21 protein-coding genes and 1 pseudogene are annotated in these 18,988 nt (G+C 42.3%); 12 read left to right on the top strand and 10 right to left on the bottom strand.

Annotated features, from left to right (window positions below):
- Nucleotides 1-42 precede the first annotated feature (42 nt).
- The 4 genes and pseudogenes from ligD to FN831_RS03645 all read right to left on the bottom strand — a co-directional run bounded on the left by ligD (nucleotide 43) and on the right by FN831_RS03645 (nucleotide 4,396).
- On the bottom strand, nucleotides 43-2,751 hold the full coding sequence (ligD, locus tag FN831_RS03655) for a DNA ligase D (protein ID WP_394348278.1): 2,709 nt from the start codon (nucleotides 2,749-2,751) through the stop codon (nucleotides 43-45).
- A gap of 72 nt (nucleotides 2,752-2,823) precedes the next feature.
- Nucleotides 2,824-3,579 (bottom strand): annotated as a pseudogene (gene xth, locus FN831_RS28385) (exodeoxyribonuclease III); the annotation flags it as partial.
- Nucleotides 3,580-3,589: 10 nt separating this feature from the next.
- On the bottom strand, nucleotides 3,590-4,132 hold the full coding sequence (locus FN831_RS03650; RefSeq protein ID WP_142526861.1) for a metal-dependent phosphohydrolase: 543 nt from the start codon (nucleotides 4,130-4,132) through the stop codon (nucleotides 3,590-3,592).
- A 36-nt stretch (nucleotides 4,133-4,168) separates the two neighbouring features.
- Nucleotides 4,169-4,396, bottom strand: coding sequence for a hypothetical protein (locus FN831_RS03645; RefSeq protein ID WP_142526860.1), 228 nt, complete (start codon nucleotides 4,394-4,396; stop codon nucleotides 4,169-4,171).
- A gap of 130 nt (nucleotides 4,397-4,526) precedes the next feature.
- Between FN831_RS03645 and FN831_RS03640 the strand changes: the two genes are divergently transcribed.
- Nucleotides 4,527-5,015 carry a DUF4385 domain-containing protein gene (locus FN831_RS03640; protein ID WP_142526859.1) on the top strand — a complete coding sequence of 163 codons (489 nt, stop codon included), beginning with the start codon at nucleotides 4,527-4,529 and terminating at the stop codon, nucleotides 5,013-5,015.
- Nucleotides 5,016-5,042: 27 nt separating this feature from the next.
- On the opposite strand, the gene FN831_RS03635 is transcribed toward FN831_RS03640, so the two are convergent.
- From FN831_RS03635 to FN831_RS03625, 3 genes are all read right to left on the bottom strand, one after another.
- Nucleotides 5,043-5,759: a DUF3891 family protein gene (locus FN831_RS03635; protein ID WP_142526858.1), complete on the bottom strand. Its 717-nt coding sequence runs from the start codon at nucleotides 5,757-5,759 to the stop codon at nucleotides 5,043-5,045.
- Nucleotides 5,760-5,839: 80 nt separating this feature from the next.
- The gene (locus tag FN831_RS03630) at nucleotides 5,840-6,634 is read right to left on the bottom strand and encodes an SDR family NAD(P)-dependent oxidoreductase (protein ID WP_142526857.1); all 795 of its coding nucleotides are present in this window, start codon (nucleotides 6,632-6,634) and stop codon (nucleotides 5,840-5,842) included.
- Nucleotides 6,635-6,662: 28 nt separating this feature from the next.
- Entirely contained in the window at nucleotides 6,663-7,820 is a 1,158-nt protein-coding gene (locus tag FN831_RS03625) for a zinc-dependent alcohol dehydrogenase (RefSeq protein WP_142526856.1), read from the bottom strand.
- Nucleotides 7,821-8,368: 548 nt separating this feature from the next.
- On the opposite strand from FN831_RS03625, the gene FN831_RS03620 reads away from it, so the two are divergent.
- From FN831_RS03620 to FN831_RS03605, 4 genes are all read left to right on the top strand, one after another.
- Nucleotides 8,369-9,022 carry a response regulator transcription factor gene (locus FN831_RS03620; RefSeq protein WP_142526855.1) on the top strand — a complete coding sequence of 218 codons (654 nt, stop codon included), beginning with the start codon at nucleotides 8,369-8,371 and terminating at the stop codon, nucleotides 9,020-9,022.
- A gap of 37 nt (nucleotides 9,023-9,059) precedes the next feature.
- Nucleotides 9,060-10,124 (top strand): sensor histidine kinase, encoded by a 1,065-nt coding sequence (locus FN831_RS03615; RefSeq protein WP_142526854.1) that lies wholly within the window; start codon nucleotides 9,060-9,062, stop codon nucleotides 10,122-10,124.
- A 538-nt stretch (nucleotides 10,125-10,662) separates the two neighbouring features.
- Nucleotides 10,663-11,166 carry a sigma-70 family RNA polymerase sigma factor gene (locus tag FN831_RS03610; RefSeq protein ID WP_142526853.1) on the top strand — a complete coding sequence of 168 codons (504 nt, stop codon included), beginning with the start codon at nucleotides 10,663-10,665 and terminating at the stop codon, nucleotides 11,164-11,166.
- A 158-nt stretch (nucleotides 11,167-11,324) separates the two neighbouring features.
- A complete protein-coding gene (locus FN831_RS03605; RefSeq protein WP_142526852.1) occupies nucleotides 11,325-11,699 on the top strand; it encodes a response regulator in 375 nt (124 codons plus the stop codon).
- Nucleotides 11,700-11,783: 84 nt separating this feature from the next.
- Here FN831_RS03605 and FN831_RS03600 read toward each other — a convergent pair whose 3' ends face one another.
- The gene (locus tag FN831_RS03600) at nucleotides 11,784-12,239 is read right to left on the bottom strand and encodes a ferritin-like domain-containing protein (protein ID WP_142526851.1); all 456 of its coding nucleotides are present in this window, start codon (nucleotides 12,237-12,239) and stop codon (nucleotides 11,784-11,786) included.
- Between the two features lie 237 nt (nucleotides 12,240-12,476).
- Between FN831_RS03600 and FN831_RS27590 the strand changes: the two genes are divergently transcribed.
- Entirely contained in the window at nucleotides 12,477-12,653 is a 177-nt protein-coding gene (locus FN831_RS27590; RefSeq protein WP_185960372.1) for a hypothetical protein, read from the top strand.
- A 138-nt stretch (nucleotides 12,654-12,791) separates the two neighbouring features.
- A complete protein-coding gene (locus FN831_RS03595) occupies nucleotides 12,792-12,983 on the top strand; it encodes a hypothetical protein (RefSeq protein ID WP_142526850.1) in 192 nt (63 codons plus the stop codon).
- A 55-nt stretch (nucleotides 12,984-13,038) separates the two neighbouring features.
- Here FN831_RS03595 and FN831_RS03590 read toward each other — a convergent pair whose 3' ends face one another.
- A complete protein-coding gene (locus FN831_RS03590) occupies nucleotides 13,039-13,683 on the bottom strand; it encodes a response regulator (RefSeq protein WP_142526849.1) in 645 nt (214 codons plus the stop codon).
- Nucleotides 13,684-13,944: 261 nt separating this feature from the next.
- Between FN831_RS03590 and FN831_RS03585 the strand changes: the two genes are divergently transcribed.
- Complete coding sequence (locus tag FN831_RS03585; RefSeq protein WP_142526848.1) at nucleotides 13,945-14,169, top strand: hypothetical protein; 225 nt, start codon at nucleotides 13,945-13,947, stop codon at nucleotides 14,167-14,169.
- A gap of 98 nt (nucleotides 14,170-14,267) precedes the next feature.
- Here the strand turns inward: FN831_RS03585 and FN831_RS03580 are convergent, their stop codons facing one another.
- Nucleotides 14,268-15,140, bottom strand: coding sequence for a TIGR03885 family FMN-dependent LLM class oxidoreductase (locus FN831_RS03580; protein WP_221931258.1), 873 nt, complete (start codon nucleotides 15,138-15,140; stop codon nucleotides 14,268-14,270).
- Between the two features lie 197 nt (nucleotides 15,141-15,337).
- On the opposite strand from FN831_RS03580, the gene FN831_RS03575 reads away from it, so the two are divergent.
- From FN831_RS03575 to FN831_RS03560, 4 genes are all read left to right on the top strand, one after another.
- Nucleotides 15,338-15,958 (top strand): hypothetical protein, encoded by a 621-nt coding sequence (locus FN831_RS03575; RefSeq protein WP_142526847.1) that lies wholly within the window; start codon nucleotides 15,338-15,340, stop codon nucleotides 15,956-15,958.
- A gap of 8 nt (nucleotides 15,959-15,966) precedes the next feature.
- Entirely contained in the window at nucleotides 15,967-16,395 is a 429-nt protein-coding gene (locus tag FN831_RS03570; protein WP_142526846.1) for a sensor histidine kinase, read from the top strand.
- 85 nt (nucleotides 16,396-16,480) lie between these two features.
- Complete coding sequence (locus tag FN831_RS03565; protein WP_142526845.1) at nucleotides 16,481-17,422, top strand: manganese catalase family protein; 942 nt, start codon at nucleotides 16,481-16,483, stop codon at nucleotides 17,420-17,422.
- A gap of 422 nt (nucleotides 17,423-17,844) precedes the next feature.
- Nucleotides 17,845-18,984 carry a zinc-dependent alcohol dehydrogenase gene (locus FN831_RS03560; protein ID WP_246101327.1) on the top strand — a complete coding sequence of 380 codons (1,140 nt, stop codon included), beginning with the start codon at nucleotides 17,845-17,847 and terminating at the stop codon, nucleotides 18,982-18,984.
- Nucleotides 18,985-18,988: the final 4 nt, after the last annotated feature.

The raw sequence follows: 18,988 nt of genomic DNA, 5'->3' as shown, positions 1-18,988 counted from the left end.
TTTTTTAGAGCTTAAACGGGTATCAGTGATCGCTTCCGGCAATTAACCAAAGACCTCCTTTGCTTTCCTGACCGCCACGCCAAGATCGATGCCTGTTCCCAGCACTCCCCTGAAAAGGTCTCCGGTTTCCTTTAACCTGTCAACAGCGTTGAATATTGTAAAATCACGCATCGTTAAACCGGGCTTCAGTTCGTCCCAGCTTAAGGGCATAGAAACTGTTGCCCCCGGTTTTGGGCGCAGGGAATATGGGCCGGCAATGGTAGCCCCTGCCCTGTTCTGCATAAAATCGAGATACATTTTACCTTTACGGGCAGAGATCATTCTTTCAAGACTGGTAAAATCTGGTACCTGCTCATGAATAAGGTTAACAATAATGCGGGCAAACATCTGCGACTGCTCATAGGTGTACTGTGCCTGCAAGGGTATATAAATGTGTATGCCGGTTGACCCGGACGTTTTGGGATAACAAGGCACCCCGATCTGATCAAGGATTTCTTTTACCATTTGTGCTACCTGTATCACCTGATCAAAGGTGTTTTTATCAGGATCAAGATCGATTACGCAGTAATCAGGGTTATCTGGCGATTGGCTGCGGGAAAACCAGGGGTTCATTTCAATACATCCCAGCGAGGCCATCCACAGCAACGCAGCTTCATCATTCCCCAGCAGGTATTCCTTACGGTCGCCCTCACTGTTGGTATAGGGAAAAGTATCAGCCCACGAGGGGGCTTTATCCTTAACATCTTTCTGGTAAAAGCTTTGCGAATGGATTCCGCCGGGAAAACGGTTTAACGACATTGGCCGGTCTTTTAGATACGGCAGGATGAAATCTGCGATCTGATCATAAAAGTTGAACATATCTCTTTTGCTCACCTTATCCTCCGGCCAGTACAGTTTGCTCAAATGGGTGAATTTTAATTCATGGCCGTTTACGCTGCACAACTGGGTATCTGCTTTGGAACTGAGCAATATCTTCTTGTTTTTTAATTTATGAATTTTTGAACCGGCTTTTTTTGATGCTTTGGAGGGTTTATCATTTACGGCCTCATCTTCATCTTCCAGTGCCTCTGCTTTTAAAATATCGCCGACAGGTAATACAGCCTCTCTGGTTACCTCATCTGCGCTTTTATCTGTGCGCATGCCTTTGAATGATGGATGCCTGAATACCCCATCGCTGGTTACTTCTGCAAAGGCTACCTCACAAACCAGCTCAGGCCGCAGCCATGTAGCTTTGGCTTTGGGAGGATTCGGCCTGAAGCGTGAGGGTTTGTTTACATCAGGTATCTCTGAAAAAGGACTGTGATCTATAATGAGTGTTTTAAACTGTTTCATCATTTCGCGCTGGTCCTTATCATTAAAACCTGTGCCTACTTTCCCTACATAATAAAGTACGCCCTCTTCAAAAACGCCCAACAATAGGGAGCTAAAAAGTTTAGAAGTATCCTCATTTCTGGTAAAGCCTGCAATGACCACTTCCTGGCGCCTGCTTGCCTTTACCTTAAGCCATTCTGCAGAGCGGTTGTTTTTGCTATACAGGCTATCTGCCTTTTTGGCGATGATACCTTCCAGCCCCATCTGAGCGGCGGCATTAAAAAACTCAATACCGTCTGATCTGTAAACCTGGCTCAATCTGATGCGCTCATCTTCCTGTGGCAATACAGCCTGCAGAATTGCCTGTCTGTCTATCAGCGGAAGATCAGTAAGATCTTTTCCATCATACCAGATGATATCAAATACATAGTAGACCAGCTCGCCATCCTTTTCACTGTTCCAGTTTTGCAGGTCGCCAAAGTTTGCAGCGCCTTTATCATTGATCACCATAATCTCGCCATCCACTACAATGTCCAGCTTCCAGGATTGCAAAAGCTCATAGACAGGATAGAATTTTTCATTGAACTGCTTGTTATTCCTTGAGAGCAATTGCACATCACCATTGCTGAGGCTAAAGCCCAGTGCGCGGTAACCGTCCCACTTGATTTCATAGACCCAATCCGGATCATTAAAGGGCTCATCTACCAGCGTTGCCAGCATGGGTTTCATGCCGATAGGTATCTTAGCATCTGACGCATGGTTTAACAATGATTGCACTTCAGCCATTGATAACTTTGGCGTATTGTCCCCGGCGTGATGGATACTTTTGGATTGTTCGGCGGGCTGATTGCCTGTCCCCATTTCTTCGATGGTCTTGTTTGTGAGTACTGAATTGCCTTTTACAGTGATATCATCCGCAGATGCATATTCATCATTATGCTTGATCAGCAGCCAGCCATTTTCTCCCATGCCATGCGTTTTTACCAGGGCAAATTCGCCCTGCAGTTTTTGACCATGCATGATAATTTTAACCGATCCGGCATTGAGCTGTTCCAGCAAATGTTTTTCCTGTGCTTTTTTGCCTTTAATATTGGCGATTGGTTCATAGGTACCTTCATCCCAGACAATAACCGTCCCGCCGCCATACTGCCCTTTTGGGATAATGCCTTCAAAAGTTCTGTAATCAAAGGGATGGTCTTCTACCATCATCGCCAGCCTTTTGGTTTTAGGATCGGTTGAGGGGCCCTTGGGCACAGCCCAGCTTTTTAAAACGCCATCCATTTCCAGGCGAAAATCATAGTGCAGCCGCGTAGCATCGTGCTTTTGAATCACAAACCTGAGCATGCCGCTATCAGTGGCATTGCCAGACTTAGGTTCAGCGGTGCGGCTAAAATCACGTTTTTTATTATATTCTTTGAGGTTCCTGTTATCCTCATCCAGGGTCGGAGGAATTACAGTTTCTTTTTTACTGCCTTTGGATTTTTTTATAACATCATGATCATTCAGGTTGATCCATACAGGCGCATGGTCACTGGAATGCGCCCAGCCACGCACATCTTTATCTACCCCGCCATCCATTAATTTTTCTGCCGCACTTTGGTTAAGCAGAAAATGATCTAAACGCAACCCGGCATCCCGGTCATATGCTTTGCGCAGATAATCCCAAAAAGTATAGACAGGTGCATCCGGAAACAATTTTCGGATCGCATCGGTATAGCCCTCATCCAGCAGATCCAGAAACAGTTTGCGTGCCTCCGGCCTGAAAAGTGCATTGTCTTTATATTTTTCTGGCTTATAGGTATCCAGATCTGTTGGCATGATATTATAATCACCGATGAGGGCTACAGGCAGGCCAAAACTTTGCAGCTGCTGTGCATGTTTGATCAGCCTTTTCATCCAGTTTAGTTTATAACTGAACTTTTCTCCCGGCCAGGGGTTGCCATTGGGCAGGTAAAGACATCCGATCACAATATCATTGATATAAGCCTCGATATATCTGCTCTGCACATCCTCATCATCACCTTTAAGCCCCTTTGTGGTTAGTTGTATTGGCCCGTAACGGGATAATATGGCAACGCCATTCCAGCTTTTTTGTCCCTGCCAGATGGCATGGTAGCCAGCTTGCAGCAGCTCATCTTCAGGAAAGAGCGAATCAGGCGACTTCAGTTCCTGCAGGCAAACCACATCAGGCTTAGCCTGGGCCAGCCAGCGCAGTAGATTGTCCAGACGGCCGTTAATGCCGTTGATATTATAGCTGGCTATTTTCATTCAGAGATTATTATAGTTTCTGCAACTCACCTTCGATAAGATCTAATGCCTGTTGATGGAGCAAGAGATCACCCTGATTTAATTTTTCAAGTAAGTGCTTTTTTTTCCTGAGGTACTTCTCAGCATGTTTCTGGTCATACCTGATCATCCATTGTATATTATAGATCAGATCCGCGTACTTAACGGATTGTGCAGCAGGACTGATCGTAATCAACCGCGCAGCCTCCCGTTTTTTCCTTGCAGATTTCTTCAATTCCGGATACGCGGCGCGGGTATAAACGTCAGTGAGCTCTACCACACAATTAGAGATCCAGCTGGCAGCAGAGGGGCTGTAGCCAAAGCTGCGAAGCACGATTGAGAGTTCATCAATATTGGTATTTGTATCTTCGAGCAGATCGTGGCACAGGCCTATTTCATATCCGCCGTGTACTACATGTCTGACCATATCTGCAACCGCAGTTAAATGGTTAAAGTAAGGTTCAGTGGTTTTCTTAATCAGCTGGCCATGATGCTTTAAGGCTACCCACTCTGTTAGTAGTTCTGCTTGTTTCATACGTCAACTGGTTAAAAAATTTTTGGTTGAATTTTACTACAGGTCTGAACGCTCAATAAATTCGCCCAGCTCCGCAGCAATTATGTTGACCTCTTCAGTGGTACCTTTCCATACCGGTGTATGATGGTGCTCATCAAAGTCATCAATATATAAATGCCCCAGTTCGGTATCATCTTCAGTTTCTATACAGTAGTGCCCCGATTCGTCAATGGGGTAATTGATAGTCAGGATCATATCTCCGGTATTATAATGTAGTGTATCCATGATTGTTATAACCTTTAAAATCGAATTTGGTTTGAAGAAATCAAGACACAAGGGTTTCTAAATTGCTGAGGTAAAAAACTGGCATACTCTAACAAAAACTTTAGCGCACAAATAACTGTTGATCTCTGGCATGACCAAACAGAGAAAACCATCTTATCTCGATTTTGATATCAATCAATACCCCTGGAAAGCGGGGATTGACTATAATAAAACCCCCGAAGCCTACCGCGTAGGAAAAGGCGAACAGGGCGTTCTCATTTGTGAGCCATATAAAACCGACATCGGCAGCCACTGGCGTTTTAAAACCCCGGAGATTGCTTTGAAAAGCAGTAAAGAAATTTTTGAACTGTTTGAACTGTACATAAAAGCCGGCGATTTTGTAGGCGCTGATATGGCCAGGAAGTTTTTGCAAATGGGATATACACGCGCCAGGCGATATGCCAATTACAAAGGAGGCAAGAAATATGACAAAGATAATGGATACGCAGAACTGGAAAGGGGCACAGGTGAAGAGCAAAAAGCAGAATCAGCAGCTATCTTTTATCAAAAATGGAAAGACGCAGAAGCCGATCCTGCGTATGCTGAAATGAAAGCAGCATGGAAAAGCCGCCTGGGATAACAATGCTTGAAGCAATGAACTTAATCATTAAGGACATTTTAAAAGCCTGAGCTGATGTGTCACCGGATTTGCGTCAATAACGGCTTTTTTAAAGAGCTCCACGCTTTTAAAACTCAGCTGGGATAGCGTTCTTGATTCCCAGCTCAGGACAACTGAATCGACGTCATAAGGCCAGGGCTCAACAATCAGGTCGTCACCAGAAGCACGCATTTCATACGCCCGGCCGTCCGGCCCTTTGCTGATTTCTATTTTTCGGCCCTCAGGTTGCACTAGTCCCTGGCAGATCAGCAGGGAAAACGCATCACAAAACTCCACCAGTTCGTACGCACGGTCAACCTCCTGCGTTTTCACTCCCGCCACCAGCAGCCAGTTTTTCTCCTTTTTTTTCAGGCTACTAATAAACGTCTTTGCCGTTAAATCCTCACCATGTATAAACTGGATATGCCGGGAAATCAGCAATGCGATATAGGCACTTTTTGTCTCAGCCATATCAATCAGCCGCTCGCCATACTCCAGCTTAAAACCAGTTTGCTTGAAATTCACTGGCCCTCCGGCCTCATTCAATAAATCTGTATTCTGCCACTCATTATACACATCGTCGTGCTCGGCAGTTGCAATCAGCGTTTCTACCCACCGTTCCGGCTGCCTGTCTTTTCTCCAGTGCGCGCAAATCTGCGCAGCAAGCAAACCATGTGAGCGCTGCGTAATGATTTGCCATCCCGATTCTGTATAATTAACAATCATCTTGTTTTCCTATTGAACAATATGCTATAGATTTTGATATGATTAAGGCCTTTGAAAATTCAAAGGCCTTATTATTATTATTATTGATCGTTTGGTTTTTGCTGCTCATACACCTGATGGGCAACAAGACTGTCTGGTGTAAGGTTTCCCATGCTGACCTGTACTTTATTCTTAAAGCCAGAGATGACCTTATCTTTGCCAGCCATCAGGGCGTCGTAACCATCTCTGGCCACATCCGCCGGATCAGAAAGAGCATCTTTGTCCTGCACTGCTTTACTGTCTAACATATCAGCTTTGCTGAAGAAATCGGTATCTGTAGCTCCCGGCATTAAGGCGGTAACCGTTATTTTTGTATCGCGCAGCTCCTCTCTGATCGCCTCTGTAAATGAAAGCACAAAAGCTTTTGTTCCGTGGTAAACTGCCTGCCACGGACCTGGAGTTTTGCTGGCAATAGAAGCCGTGTTTAGGATCTTGCCCGAATCATTTTCAATCATGTCTTTTAGGAAGAGCTTGGTTAGCACAACCAAAGAAGATATGTTCAGGTGAATGATGTCAAGTTCACGGTCGATGTCTGTATCTTCAAACTCCCCGTACACACCTTGCCCGGCGTTGTTAACCAAAACATCAATACGGATACCCTGCGACTGAAGGTCAGCATATAAGCCAAATGCCTGTTCCGGATCAAAAAGATCTTTGGCAAAAGTGATGACATGTGCCCCGGCCTGTTCCAGCTCCGCTGATTTGGCATCAAGTTCAGCCTGATCGCGGGCTACAATCACCAGATTGTAGCCGTCATTGGCAAAAAGTTTAGCAAGTTCGTAACCTATCCCACTGGTTGCACCAGTGATTAAGGCGTATTTATTTGTGTTTTCCATAGCAGATCAATTAAGGTTGTTTAATCGGTTAAGGTTTTAGGACAACTTTTACGCAGTCTTCTTTCTTTTCGTCAAAGATCTTATAGCCGTGGGCCACTTCACTAAGCGGTAAGGTATGTGTAATGATATCATCAAGCACCACTTTTTCCTCCTTTACCAGTTGGATGAGTGTATCAATATGGTTTAACACCGGTGCTTGTCCTTGTTTGATGGTTAGTCCCTTATCAAAGATCCTGTACAATGGAAAATTATCATAAGGGCTTCCGTAGACACCCAGTATGGATACCGTACCGCTGCGGCGAACGGCTTCAAAGCAAAGTTCAAGCACTTTCATACTCCCCTTTTCAAAGTTAATGGTTGCCTTTAATTTGTCCATCAGGTTGCGCTCCGGTTCAAAACCAACTGCATCAATACAGACATCAGCTCCCCTGCCGGCAGTCATCTCGCGAATTGCTTCTACAACATCCACTTTATGCGGGTTTAGTGTATCTACCTTGTTCACTGCCTTGGCTTTTTCCAAACGGTAATCCAGCGGGTCAATGGCTATAACCCTGCTTGCACCATGCAGCCACGCTGCTTTTTGGGCCATCAGCCCTACCGGCCCCGAACCAAATATGGCTACTACTTCACCACCTTTCAGTTGCGCCCAGTCCACGCCCGACCAGCCTGTAGGAAAAATATCGGTCAGGAATAAGGCTTGCTCATCGGTAATATTATCCGGAATGATCCTTGGGCTCACGTCAGCGTAGGGAACACGCACGTATTCTGCCTGTCCGCCTGAATAGCCGCCATAAAGGTCAGTGTAGCCAAACAATGCCGCACCCTTCTGGTCCATCATGTCGCCATTAGGCCCATAATGCTTATAGTTGGAGTTTTCACAGCTGGGCGAAGCGCCATGGTTGCAGAAAAAACAGGATCCGCAGGCGATAGGAAACGGAACGATTACGCGATCGCCTTTTTTGAGGTTTTTAACCTCTGCACCTACCTCTTCCACGATCCCCATAAATTCATGTCCCATGACCATATCAGTGGTTTGAGGGACAGCACCGCTTAAGATGTGCAGATCGGAACCGCAGATTGCGGTAGAAGTAACTTTTAAAATAATGTCTGTTGCCAGTTCGATCCTGGGATCAGCTACGGTGGTATAGCTGATATCTCCAGGTTTGTGGAATACTGCTGCTTTCATAAATAATGTTTTTTATAGATAGGTATGTGTTTGAACACCCCACCTACAAAAATGTTTATCATTTTTTTTCGGGTGATATTTGCACCTGCTCTGTGAGAGATTTAGTTAAGCAGAAATAGCGCGGCCTTAAAAGGGGTACCCAAGATGATTTTTATTATTTGCTGATACTTCTTCTTTGGCTGCGCGATAGATCAAACATGCTAGGATCAGCAGCAATACTGCTGCAAGTATCCAGATAATTTTTGAGAGCGAGATTTTCATAGCAGAGGCATAATTGTACTAACTATTTGCTGGATCTTTTTTTAGGGCAAGATTTCTTCCTGATCAGGATCAGTAAGAATACCACTAAATTTTTTATAAACAGACGTCACCAGGAATGGTTTTAAGAAATTATTGTTCCTTAACACATATAACCTGGTAGGGAATTGATTAAAACAGCAGGCATAAATAGCAATAATTTAAAACATAATACGTGTAAATACGTTAAATTAGTACATTGTAACATAGTATTATTGCCTGTACAAACCACAGCTAATTATTCAAAAAAAATGGATAGAATAAAAGTTATTATTGCGGATGACCACAAATTAGTGCGTTGCGGAATAAAGCTCTTACTGGCAACTGACCCCAATATATCTGTTATTGCTGAGGCGGGTTCCGGTGCACAGGTGCTGGAGATCTTAAAGAACAATGAGTTGCCAGACCTTATTCTTACCGACCTGAATATGCCGGATATATCCGGGATGGAACTCCTGAAAGAAATCAGCGTTAATGTTCCTGCTGTCGGGGTAGTTTTTCTTACCATGATAGAAGATGACAGATTTATCACTGAAGCGTTTAACAATGGTGCCGAAGGCTATTTAACTAAGGATATCGGTGCCGAAGAATTAATATTTGCAATAAACCATATTCACAATGGAGGCAAATACATTAGTGCTAACCTCTCACATCAACTGTTTATCAGGCAAATACAGAATGTAAATACTCAGGTTAACGAACCGAGTAATCTGGAATTTAATTCAAGGGAATTGGAGGTGCTGGACTTGATTGCACAGGGCCTCACCAATAGTGAGATGGGAGAAAAGCTGTTCCTGAGCAAAAGAACGATTGAAGGGCACCGCCGTTCACTGATTGGCAAAGTACAATGCCGTAACTCAGCCGAACTGATAAAATATGCTGTAACGCATGGGCTGATCAGCTAATGTCTGATCTATCAATAGAATTAAATAAATCTTGTATATGACCACTAGCAATCCTTTTGTAAGTTTTGCAGAACGTTCAGATGATCTTTTTTTCATCTATAATCTGCAGGAGTCGAAGTTTACCTATATGAATGCTGCCTGTCTTGCGTTATTGGGGCTCAGTTCAATAGATATCAGCAAAGAGCAGATACTGGAAACCATACATGCCGACGATCGCAGTTATCTGCTCTCCAGCCTCAGCGATTGTATACATGGCGAAGGAACCATTAACCTGGAATGCAGAATGAAACCCTTAAAAGAGCAGCTATGGCTCAGGATTAAGGCATACCGGATTACTGAAGAGGGAGAAAACCTGATTGTAGGGCAAGCAGAGGATATCAGTGTATATAAGGAGAATATGGAAAACCTTAACAATCACAATATCAAAAAAAACACCATTCTAACTGTGGTAACGCATGATCTTGCAGGCCCCATTGCTACGATACAAAATCTGTCGGATTTGCTCAGCAAAGAAACTGCAGCGTATACTAATCCAAATGTAAATCAATACGTTGACCTGATCAGCAAAATCAGTAAGAGCAGCATCAGGCTGATCCGGGATTTTGTAGACCGCGAGTTTCGCGAAAGTGCCGATCTGCGTTTAATGAAAACCAGGGTAGAACTGGTTGAAAAAACCCGTTTGGCAGCAGAAGACATTCTGGCGATGCAACTTGAGCTCAGAACAAATTTTTCCTGGGCATCCAACAAAAACAGTATATACATCGATCTGGACGAGGATAAGTTTATGCAGGTGATCAACAACCTGCTCTCAAATGCACTCAAATTTACCCGGGATGGCGGTAATATCCACCTGGAAATAACAGATACAGATACACATGTGATCATCAGCATTGCAGACGATGGTATAGGAATCCCTACAAAATATCAGGCAACGCTGTTTGATAAATTTACAGACGCAGGAAGAACCGGATTAAACGGGGAACACTCAACCGGACTGGGCATGTATATCATTAAAAGCATTGTTGAATGGCACGCCGGAAAAATCTGGTTCGAAACTGAAGAAAACAAAGGCACTACATTTTACATTCAACTTCCAAAATAGATATTGTAGCAGATCATCAAAGTTTCGGTTTGATGCTATCAGAGCCAAACCTTATGCCACAATCTGATATCTGGTTTGAAGTACTTCATAACAGATATCTCACAAATAAAAAAACACCCTTAGAATCTAATCAGACCTATATTCCGGATAATAATGTGTCTTAGGTTAAAATCGCGTGAATATTAATCAGTATTTAAACAGCAAAAATAGCGTAACACTACGTTAGTAAAAACGTATTTCGTGTTGTCAGATAAGCATACATTAATAATTGAAAAATGTATAGATATGGTAGCTTTTTACAGCAGAAATCCGGAGGCAATTTATTAAGGTGCGCTATTCTTGTGTTCGCAAAAAAAAGATGTAATAGGCCATAAAATGGCTCAGTAACCAGATTTTGTGCTTTATTCTTATTGTTTAAATCACTGCTCCAGTATGAAAAAACAAATTTTATAAACTGGCATGAATAAAATGTTTGGCATTGGTACGTACGTTGATAACTCACTAGTATAAGTAAAAATTAAACCTATAAGTGATTATTATGGAAAACATGCCCTTCGACGATCGAATCATTACATACAGCAAGAACCTTCATCACTTTGCAATCGGCTTTACTAACAACCCCGATGATGCAAATGACCTGGTGCAGGACACCTATGTTAAAGCGATCAGATATGCGAACTTATATACTGAGGGAACAAACCTTAAAGCCTGGCTATATACCATCCTTAAAAATACCTATTTTAACAACTACCGGAGCAACCAATACCATAGCAAAGTAGTAACGGTTACCGAGGATTACCAGCCGCATCAACTGCTGAAGAGCAGCACTACCAATGCTGGCGTTGAAACGCTCATTAGTGAGGATATTAATAAAGCTTTGATGATGTTGCCAGAAGAATATTCATTACCGTTTTTAAGATATTTTGAAGGGTACAAATATCTTGAGATAGCGGAGGAATTCTGCATTCCTATTGGAACGGTTAAGACCCGCATTCATATGGCACGAAAAATATTAAAATCCAAACTCAGGATGTATTGCTAAAGGACAACTCATGATCAGCTTTAATGGCGACACAGATGATCCTGAACGTTGATTATGCGCAGAAACACACTTTTAAGTAACACTAATATGTGTATTGTTTGAGGACCACAAAATATGCAGTATATTAGCATACTTACTATTTACTAATACAGCAAAGCATGTCAAGAAACATCCTTTTAATTGATAAGGATCCTGCAATTATTGACGTCATCTCACTGATACTTGAAGAAGAGGGTTATAGTGTATTGATTTCGAAAAAACCATTTAATTTACAGGAGGTTATACATCACCAGCCTGCTTTGATTTTACTACATAACGGGCTAAATAATGAAGGCTCATTTATATGTCAGTCCATAAAATATTTCCAGGGCACAAATCACATACCCGTTATTATGAGCTCTACCCGACCAGATTTAGCAGATATATCTAAAAAAAGCTCTGCTGATGCATATATTCAAAAACCTTTTGATATTGAAGATTTCCTGGCCCTGATAAAAAAGACTCTTATAGGTTCAGAAAGTAAAAATTTGTAAAACTGATGACATTCACGCATTTCAGATAAAAAAACAGCCATCCCTTTTTGGGGATGGCTGAGTATATAAATCAAATTTGCTTGCTTATTTTGCTAAATCACGCAAAGCTTTAATCTTATCATGAGCAGATTTAATTCCTTCTGCCTGCTCAGTAACTGTTGGCACTGCATCTGCAGATAAGTTACCTTCTGTAAGTGCTTCTTTGTAAGCTGCTTTGATTGCATCCTCTCCACGTTCTGCCTCATTAAGAATACCTTCGCGATCGCTGGCACCAAAAATTGATTTCACATCAATCCATGCACGGTGTAAACCACCGCTAATACTTGTACCTGTTTCAATGTCTGAACCATAACCTGCTACCAATGCAGTTAATTCCTGACTGTTTTTACGGCTCTGAGAAGCATATTCCTGAAATAAAGCTTTCAGATCAATGTTTTGATCGTCGATATCAGCCAGTGCTTTTTCAAATCCTGCGATACGGTCGTTGTTAATTTCAATAAGGTCGTTTAATACTGATACTGATTTTTCTGTAGTTGACATAGTTTAATGTTTTATTATAGGTTGATGTTTCTAATTTGATTGCAATGACCATGCCATATCACATATATAAATATAATTTAATCGATTTTTAACATTACTACTGTATCCGGATACCCAATCAGGGAATCAATACTTTTACAAATACCGTATTAATTGTTTTTTAATCACGTACACAGGAACAAACAGACATTGTTATTAACTGTTAATCATGTGTCAATAGATTTTATAAATACAATCATGGGAACATTCAGAACACAATTTGAGAGAAATAACATATTAACGCTGGTTACTGCCGAAGAGCTGGAAGAAAATACCTTTGGATGCACCCTGCATGCAGACCCCTTTGATAAAGGACAACCTGCCGTACAGCAAGCCTATGATATTGTAATCCAGCGTGTAGAACATGGCCTGTGAAAGCTGTTGGCACGCCAAATATTGAATTAGATGAGGATGATCTGCTGAGTCTTGGTAACGCTATTGAAGGAGACAAGACTGTAGATCTTTTTGGATCTGAATTGTATTAAATATTGATTAACCTTAAATATATATGCTATGACAACAGATGATCAGATGAAGCTGAAGGAACAACAGACACTGCGCAGTAAAATGCGTATCCATTGGACTGGAACAGAAGTCAATGATGCTGAAGTTCGTAACAAAGAGAAACCCGCAGAGGTAAAACGGAAAAAGCTGGTACAGGATACCGGATTTCGGTACTTTTATTCCGGGAAAAAGCTCTTATAATAACGATGCCCTGACCTTAAGACCAGGGCATTTTATTATAAGAAAAGCTCAGTTATCAGCTGAGTAAGCCGCTCCGCATCGCCGATTTTACCAGTGCAGCTGTGTTTTTACTCCCTACCTTAGTCATTAGAGACATCCGGTGACCTTCGACCGTTCGTTTGCTGAGAAACAGTTTATCCGAAATCTCCTTATTGGACAAGCCTTCAGAAATGAGCTCAAGTATTTCTGTTTCCCTTGAGTTTAAGTGATATTCCTGTTCCGGGGCCTTGAATGCCCCCATCGTGATTGTTCTTTTTAGTAGTAATTCAGTCAGGGCCGAACTCATGTACCTTTCACCGTTGTATACATGTTCAACTGCAAAAAACAATTCAAGCGGCTTGATAGCCTTAAAGAGAAAACCGGATGCCCCATTATTTAAAACATCAGTGATGAGTGCCTGATCTTCCAGCATGGATAGTATGATTACCTTCATCCCTGGGTACTTATCAACGATGGCTTTAGTTAATTCGTTGCCATTCATACCGGGCATCATGTAATCAGTAAGGATAATATCAGCCTGAACGCCTTCTGCAAGAAGATCCAAAAGATCTTCTCCCGATCCAACTTCGCCAATAACATTAAAGGAAGATTTGGATTCTAAAATTAGTTTCACTCCATGCCTTACAACGGCATGGTCATCTGCGATTAATAAGTTTATCATATTTTCTCCTTTTTAATATTTAGCTTATTCAACATTGTCGTAGCTACATTTTTAATGCACAATTGTTTGCTAAAAACCCACATTCCCCTAAGTTTTAAGCATAACCTTTGTATCAGTACAAATAATACGGGAACGACACCGTCTTTAAGAGGAATGGTTCGGGTAAAACAGCACCATTTTCAGGTATTTTCTCACAGAACATTACACTGGCAGAAATAGTTCTGTAACCGAACATTTATTTTTAACATACCCACAAAAAAGATGACCTCCAAGATCCAGCGAATCACCTCTGAATATGCAAATTTATGGGCAGATGTGCTCTATAACAGACGGCTTCCTGTCCATTTGCATCGAATAGAACATGACATTTCCCTTGTTGGCCTGCTCATTACGCTTTCTTATTTCAGAAACCGTGATGTCCGTCCCCTGGAAAGGATCAAAGAAGACCTGATCATGCTGCGTAATATCATCAGGCAAAGGTTATGATCAGGGTTACTTTAGGAAAAACAACACATATCGTCCAAACTGCCTGATAAAAAACTGTTGACCCAGGTTTACATTGTGAAGGAAGATTTTGTCAAATCCTAAAGACTGATATTCTTTAAGCCAATTGATATGCTGTTCCGGATGGCCGAGATATGAACCATCTTCCTCAGATCATCAGGTTTGATATAAGCTGCGGCCAGTGAAAAGTGATTTACCTTCTGTAAATCAGAAAGGAGCGTACTCGGCAATACATTAGTTTTCCATTGCTCGTAAGCTCCCTTGATTGCCTCACCCTCTGTTTCTGCAAAAGACAACTGAACTTTAAGGTAGATTGGCTTTCCGGCGCCCCCTCCTTCTCTGAAAGCTGTAATCACTTCCTGCAACTCTGCCACAGGCCTGCTTACCGTGATCATGCCGTCAACCCATCCTGCCATCCATCTTGCAGTCTGAGCTGTAACTGCAGCACCCAGCAAAAGAGGTTTGCTTGCCGGTAAGGTGTACAACCTGGCATTTTCCACATGTATGGAGCTGTGCTGAGTTACCGTCTCTCCGCAAAGCAGCCGGCGAATTACCTCTACCGAATCTTTCAGGCGGTTATTACGTTCAGCTTTTTCAGGCCATTTATTGCCGGTAATACATTCATTTACAGCCTCGCCACTTCCAAGGGAGATTGCATAGCGGCCCGGAAACATTTCATTGAGCGTGGCAACCGCTTGTGCTACTATGGCGGGGTGATAACGCTCGCCAGGAGCACATACAGAACTAAATGGCAGGTTTGTAGCCTGCATTGCAGCGCCTAGCCATGCAAATGTAAAACCACTGTGACCTTGTTGTTCACTCCAGGGATGAAAATGATCCGAACAGTTTATAGCGGCGAAGCCAGCAATTTCTGCCTCCTTTGCAAACCCGATTAAAGACGAGGGACTAAACTGTTCATGTGATGCATGGTATCCTATTTCACTTGTTGCCATAGTTTAATATTTGAATGAGCATCAATAACTTCTGATAACAGTTATTGTTTATGCGCTAACTACCTGATATATGCTCCTTATCTGGATGTTTATTCACCGTGAATATCAAGAAAAGAAAATTCACTATAAAACAACAGGTATTAATACTTGCGATAATAGCGATTGGCTTAGTCTAACTTGCCTGCTTAAATCAAGATATGATGATTACCGAAGCCCTGCGGCTCCAAAGCCAAGGATCAAAGCATTTACATTTCCTGATTGATGTGAATGATGAGCAGATTATTTACAGCAATCAGTCTTTCATCAACCAGTTTAGCGATATCAAAAATCCGGCGGCTTTGCTGCCTTACATAGAAAATGAAGATCTAAAATATGTAATGGAGAAATATCTTGCATGCAAATCCGGTGAAAAAGTGGAAGATTTTGAATCCCGTGTATATATAGATGGAAAACGTCATGTTTATAAAATAGCTGCAGCATTATTAATTATTTCAACCGGTCAGCATATTGTTGGCTGCGATGCAGAAGACATTACTGATCTGAAGGATTATATCAATGTGCTAAATGAGCACAATAAGAAAAAAAACTCCATTTTAAATATTGTATCACATGACCTGATGGGGCCAATTGGAATTATTCAATCGTTGTCCGGTCTGCTGAATGATCCGGAAAAAAAAACGGATGAACAGCGCTTGTACCAGTATATTGATCTGATCAATAGGACCAGTAAAAAATGTATTGCGCTGATCCGGAATTTCATTAACCAGGAATTTCTGGAGAGCTCCGGCGTAAGCGTTGTAAAAAAAAAATCGAACTAGTTGGCAAGATGAATGTCCTCATTGGGGAATATATCAACAACGAGCTGGAGATGAAAAAACGCTTCAGCCTGCGGAGCAATATGGAAAAAGTCTATATTGAGATTGATGAGGATAAGTTTTTTCAGATTATCAATAATCTGATATCTAATTCTCTGAAATTCACTAATGATGGAGGAACAATTGCGATAACGATCGACGATCAGGATACATCTGTATTGATAACTGTTGCGGATGATGGTGTAGGCATTCCTGAACAATACCACGAACATTTGTTTGAAAAATTTAATCCGGCCAGTCGCAGTGGGCTCAAAGGTGAGGAGTCTATCGGACTGGGTATGTCTATCATCAAAACCATTGTTGAGTGGCACAATGGAAAAATATGGTTCCAAAGCAGGGTAAACATAGGTACCACCTTCTATATTGAAATCCCGAGGTAATTTATAATCATTATCATTAATTTAAATATGAAACTTAATACAAGGCGGTTAGTTAAGGCATTCACATCACCTAAAAAAACAGATTATGTTTCATCATTCAAAAGATTTACAATTCAATGCAAGGGTTTCTAAACCCGATCCTATCTTCGCAAATATCCTATTAGAGCAATTTGGCGGAGAAAACGGAGAGCTGGCTGCTGCCATGCAGTATTTTACACAGGCTTTTGGTGCTAAACAACCACATCCTGATAAGTATGATATGCTGATGGATATTGCAACTGAAGAATTCTCCCACCTTGAGATCGTAGGGGCTACGATCCAGATGTTGTTAAAAGGAGTGAACGGCGAACTTAAGGACGCTGCTGACCAAAGTGAGATCATGCAGGTGCTTGACGGTAAAGCTGCAAAGGAGAACATTATCCATGCTGCATTGCGCGCTAATCCACAGTTTCCGATCATCACTGGCGGCGGACCAACATTAAGGAACAGCCAGGGTATTCCATGGTGTGCATCTTACATCCATTCAAATGGTGATCTTACCGTAGATTTAAGAAGCAACCTGGCTTCTGAGTCACGCGCTAAAATTGTGTATGAGCACTTAATGAAGTTTACCGACGATCCTTACGTAAAAAATACGCTTTCATTCCTGATGACACGTGAGATCGCGCATTATAACATGTTTGAAGCAGCACTGGAAAGCATCCAGCCTAACTTCCCTCCTGCTGTATTGCAGGCAGATCCGCGTTATACACAACAGTATTTTAACTTTTCACCAGAGAACAGCTTTACTGGCCCCTGGAATGAAGGTACAATGCCAAGTACAGGTAAGGAATTTGAATTTGTTGCAGATCCTGTAGCTTATTCAAAAGAAACAAAAGGTTTAACTGAACTTCCTGACGATAAAAAAGCAGAGCTGAAAGAAACCGATGCGTTAAATGCTGAAATGAGCGAAGTTAAAAGCGCTGAGGTTAAGAAATCTGAACCAAAAGGTGTAGCGCAGTGGAGCGATTACGACAGTGCTGAATAAGAGTTTTCAACCGGTAAGTTAGTATGCAAAGAAAATCCCCCTTATTTTTAGGGGGATTTCTTTTTTCTTACCAGCTTACTTCTTTTTACCGTTGATATAAGCTTTAATGTCTTTGCCCCCGTTGATTTTGTAGCGCGCTTGGCACCTGTTATTGCCTGCACCGAAACACCAAGCTTATCAGCCAGGTATTTGCCTTCGTATTCCTGCGAAGAATTCAATCATTTCTTTCTTTTTTTGCTCCTTGTTTTGCGATGGTTGTATGTGTTTGCAACCTGAACAAGTGACTGCAGGCAATTTTTAATAAATATTCAGCACTATGGTCATCGGTGTAATTCAAAATATAAATGAAACCCAAAGCTGTGGGTTGTGTTAGCGCAACAAATAGTCTTACATCAAATTAAATCAGAGGAATTATGTTAGCAATGAACTATCGAGGACCATTCAGGGTCAGGGCGTCAGAAAAGCCAGACCCCGTTATCCTTCATCCCGAGGATGCAATCATTAAAGTTACCCGTTCATGTATTTGTGGTTCCGACCTGCATTTGTACCACGGACTTGTTCCGGACACACGTGTTGGGATGACCTTTGGACATGAGTTTATGGGCACAGTAGTAGATATCGGTTCTGATGTTCATAAGTTGAAAGTAGGTGATACAGTGTTGGTTCCATTTAACATTGCCTGCGGCAAATGCGCTTTCTGCAAACAGGAGCTGTATGGCAACTGCCATGAATCCAATTCACAGGCTACTGCTGTAGGCGGCATATTTGGTTATTCACATACGGCCGGAGGTTACGACGGCGGTCAGGCAGAGTATGTAAGGGTTCCCTACGCGGATGTTGGTCCAACTGTGATACCAGAAGGCATGGATCCTGATGATGCACTGTTACTGACAGACGTAGTACCTACAGGTTATCAGGCTGCAGAAATGGGCGGAATAAAACCAGGAGATACCGTTGTGGTATTTGGTGCCGGTCCTGTTGGGATCATGGCTGCAAAATGCGCATGGCTCTTTGGGGCGGCACGCGTGATCGTGATTGACCACCTGGAATACAGGCTGGAGTTTGTGCGTAACTATGCCAATTGCGAAGCATACAATTTTGGGTCGCTCGAAGACCCTGTATTGTTCCTAAAGAAAACTACCGATTGGTTTGGGGCGGATGTATGTATTGATGCCGTTGGCGGCGATGCAGCCGGTAACGCCATGCAAACCCTTACTGGCAGAAAGCTGCTGTTACAGGCAGGCTCGGCCACTGCACTTCACTGGGCTATCAATTCTGTAAAAAAAGGCGGTATCGTTTCTATTGTTGGCGTTTACGGACCTACGGATAACCTGATCCCTATCGGAAACGTGGTAAACAAAGGTATTACGATCAGGGCAAACCAGGCATCTGTAAAAAGGTTGCTGCCAAGACTGATAGATCATATCATGGCCGGGCGTCTGGATCCAAAGGCGATCATCACACACCGCTTTCCTTTAGAAGAGATTGCAGAAGCCTACCATATGTTCTCTGCAAAATTAGACAATTGTATCAAACCAGTTTTAGTAATGTCAGCGAAGTAATATT

It is taken from the genome of Pedobacter westerhofensis (assembly GCF_900182595.1).
Classification (GTDB): Bacteria; Bacteroidota; Bacteroidia; order Sphingobacteriales; family Sphingobacteriaceae; genus Pedobacter; species Pedobacter westerhofensis.
Note: the sequence above shows the minus strand (reverse complement) of the source record. Positions and strands in the feature narration are given on the sequence as shown.

Coding starts and splice junctions, on each gene's coding strand:
- FN831_RS03560 (WP_246101327.1), top strand. CDS start 17,845: ATGAACTATCGAGGACCATTCAGGGTCAGGGCGTCAGAAAAGCCAGAC.
- FN831_RS03605 (WP_142526852.1), top strand. CDS start 11,325: ATGTCAAGAAACATCCTTTTAATTGATAAGGATCCTGCAATTATTGAC.
- FN831_RS03640 (WP_142526859.1), top strand. CDS start 4,527: ATGACCAAACAGAGAAAACCATCTTATCTCGATTTTGATATCAATCAA.
- FN831_RS03610 (WP_142526853.1), top strand. CDS start 10,663: ATGGAAAACATGCCCTTCGACGATCGAATCATTACATACAGCAAGAAC.
- FN831_RS27590 (WP_185960372.1), top strand. CDS start 12,477: ATGGGAACATTCAGAACACAATTTGAGAGAAATAACATATTAACGCTG.
- FN831_RS03645 (WP_142526860.1), bottom strand. CDS start 4,396: ATGGATACACTACATTATAATACCGGAGATATGATCCTGACTATCAAT.
- FN831_RS03615 (WP_142526854.1), top strand. CDS start 9,060: ATGACCACTAGCAATCCTTTTGTAAGTTTTGCAGAACGTTCAGATGAT.
- FN831_RS03635 (WP_142526858.1), bottom strand. CDS start 5,759: ATGATTGTTAATTATACAGAATCGGGATGGCAAATCATTACGCAGCGC.
- FN831_RS03595 (WP_142526850.1), top strand. CDS start 12,792: ATGACAACAGATGATCAGATGAAGCTGAAGGAACAACAGACACTGCGC.
- FN831_RS03565 (WP_142526845.1), top strand. CDS start 16,481: ATGTTTCATCATTCAAAAGATTTACAATTCAATGCAAGGGTTTCTAAA.
- FN831_RS03570 (WP_142526846.1), top strand. CDS start 15,967: ATGAATGTCCTCATTGGGGAATATATCAACAACGAGCTGGAGATGAAA.
- FN831_RS03650 (WP_142526861.1), bottom strand. CDS start 4,132: ATGAAACAAGCAGAACTACTAACAGAGTGGGTAGCCTTAAAGCATCAT.
- FN831_RS03590 (WP_142526849.1), bottom strand. CDS start 13,683: ATGATAAACTTATTAATCGCAGATGACCATGCCGTTGTAAGGCATGGA.
- FN831_RS03620 (WP_142526855.1), top strand. CDS start 8,369: ATGGATAGAATAAAAGTTATTATTGCGGATGACCACAAATTAGTGCGT.
- FN831_RS03575 (WP_142526847.1), top strand. CDS start 15,338: ATGATGATTACCGAAGCCCTGCGGCTCCAAAGCCAAGGATCAAAGCAT.
- FN831_RS03625 (WP_142526856.1), bottom strand. CDS start 7,820: ATGAAAGCAGCAGTATTCCACAAACCTGGAGATATCAGCTATACCACC.
- FN831_RS03600 (WP_142526851.1), bottom strand. CDS start 12,239: ATGTCAACTACAGAAAAATCAGTATCAGTATTAAACGACCTTATTGAA.
- FN831_RS03585 (WP_142526848.1), top strand. CDS start 13,945: ATGACCTCCAAGATCCAGCGAATCACCTCTGAATATGCAAATTTATGG.
- FN831_RS03630 (WP_142526857.1), bottom strand. CDS start 6,634: ATGGAAAACACAAATAAATACGCCTTAATCACTGGTGCAACCAGTGGG.
- FN831_RS03580 (WP_221931258.1), bottom strand. CDS start 15,140: ATGGCAACAAGTGAAATAGGATACCATGCATCACATGAACAGTTTAGT.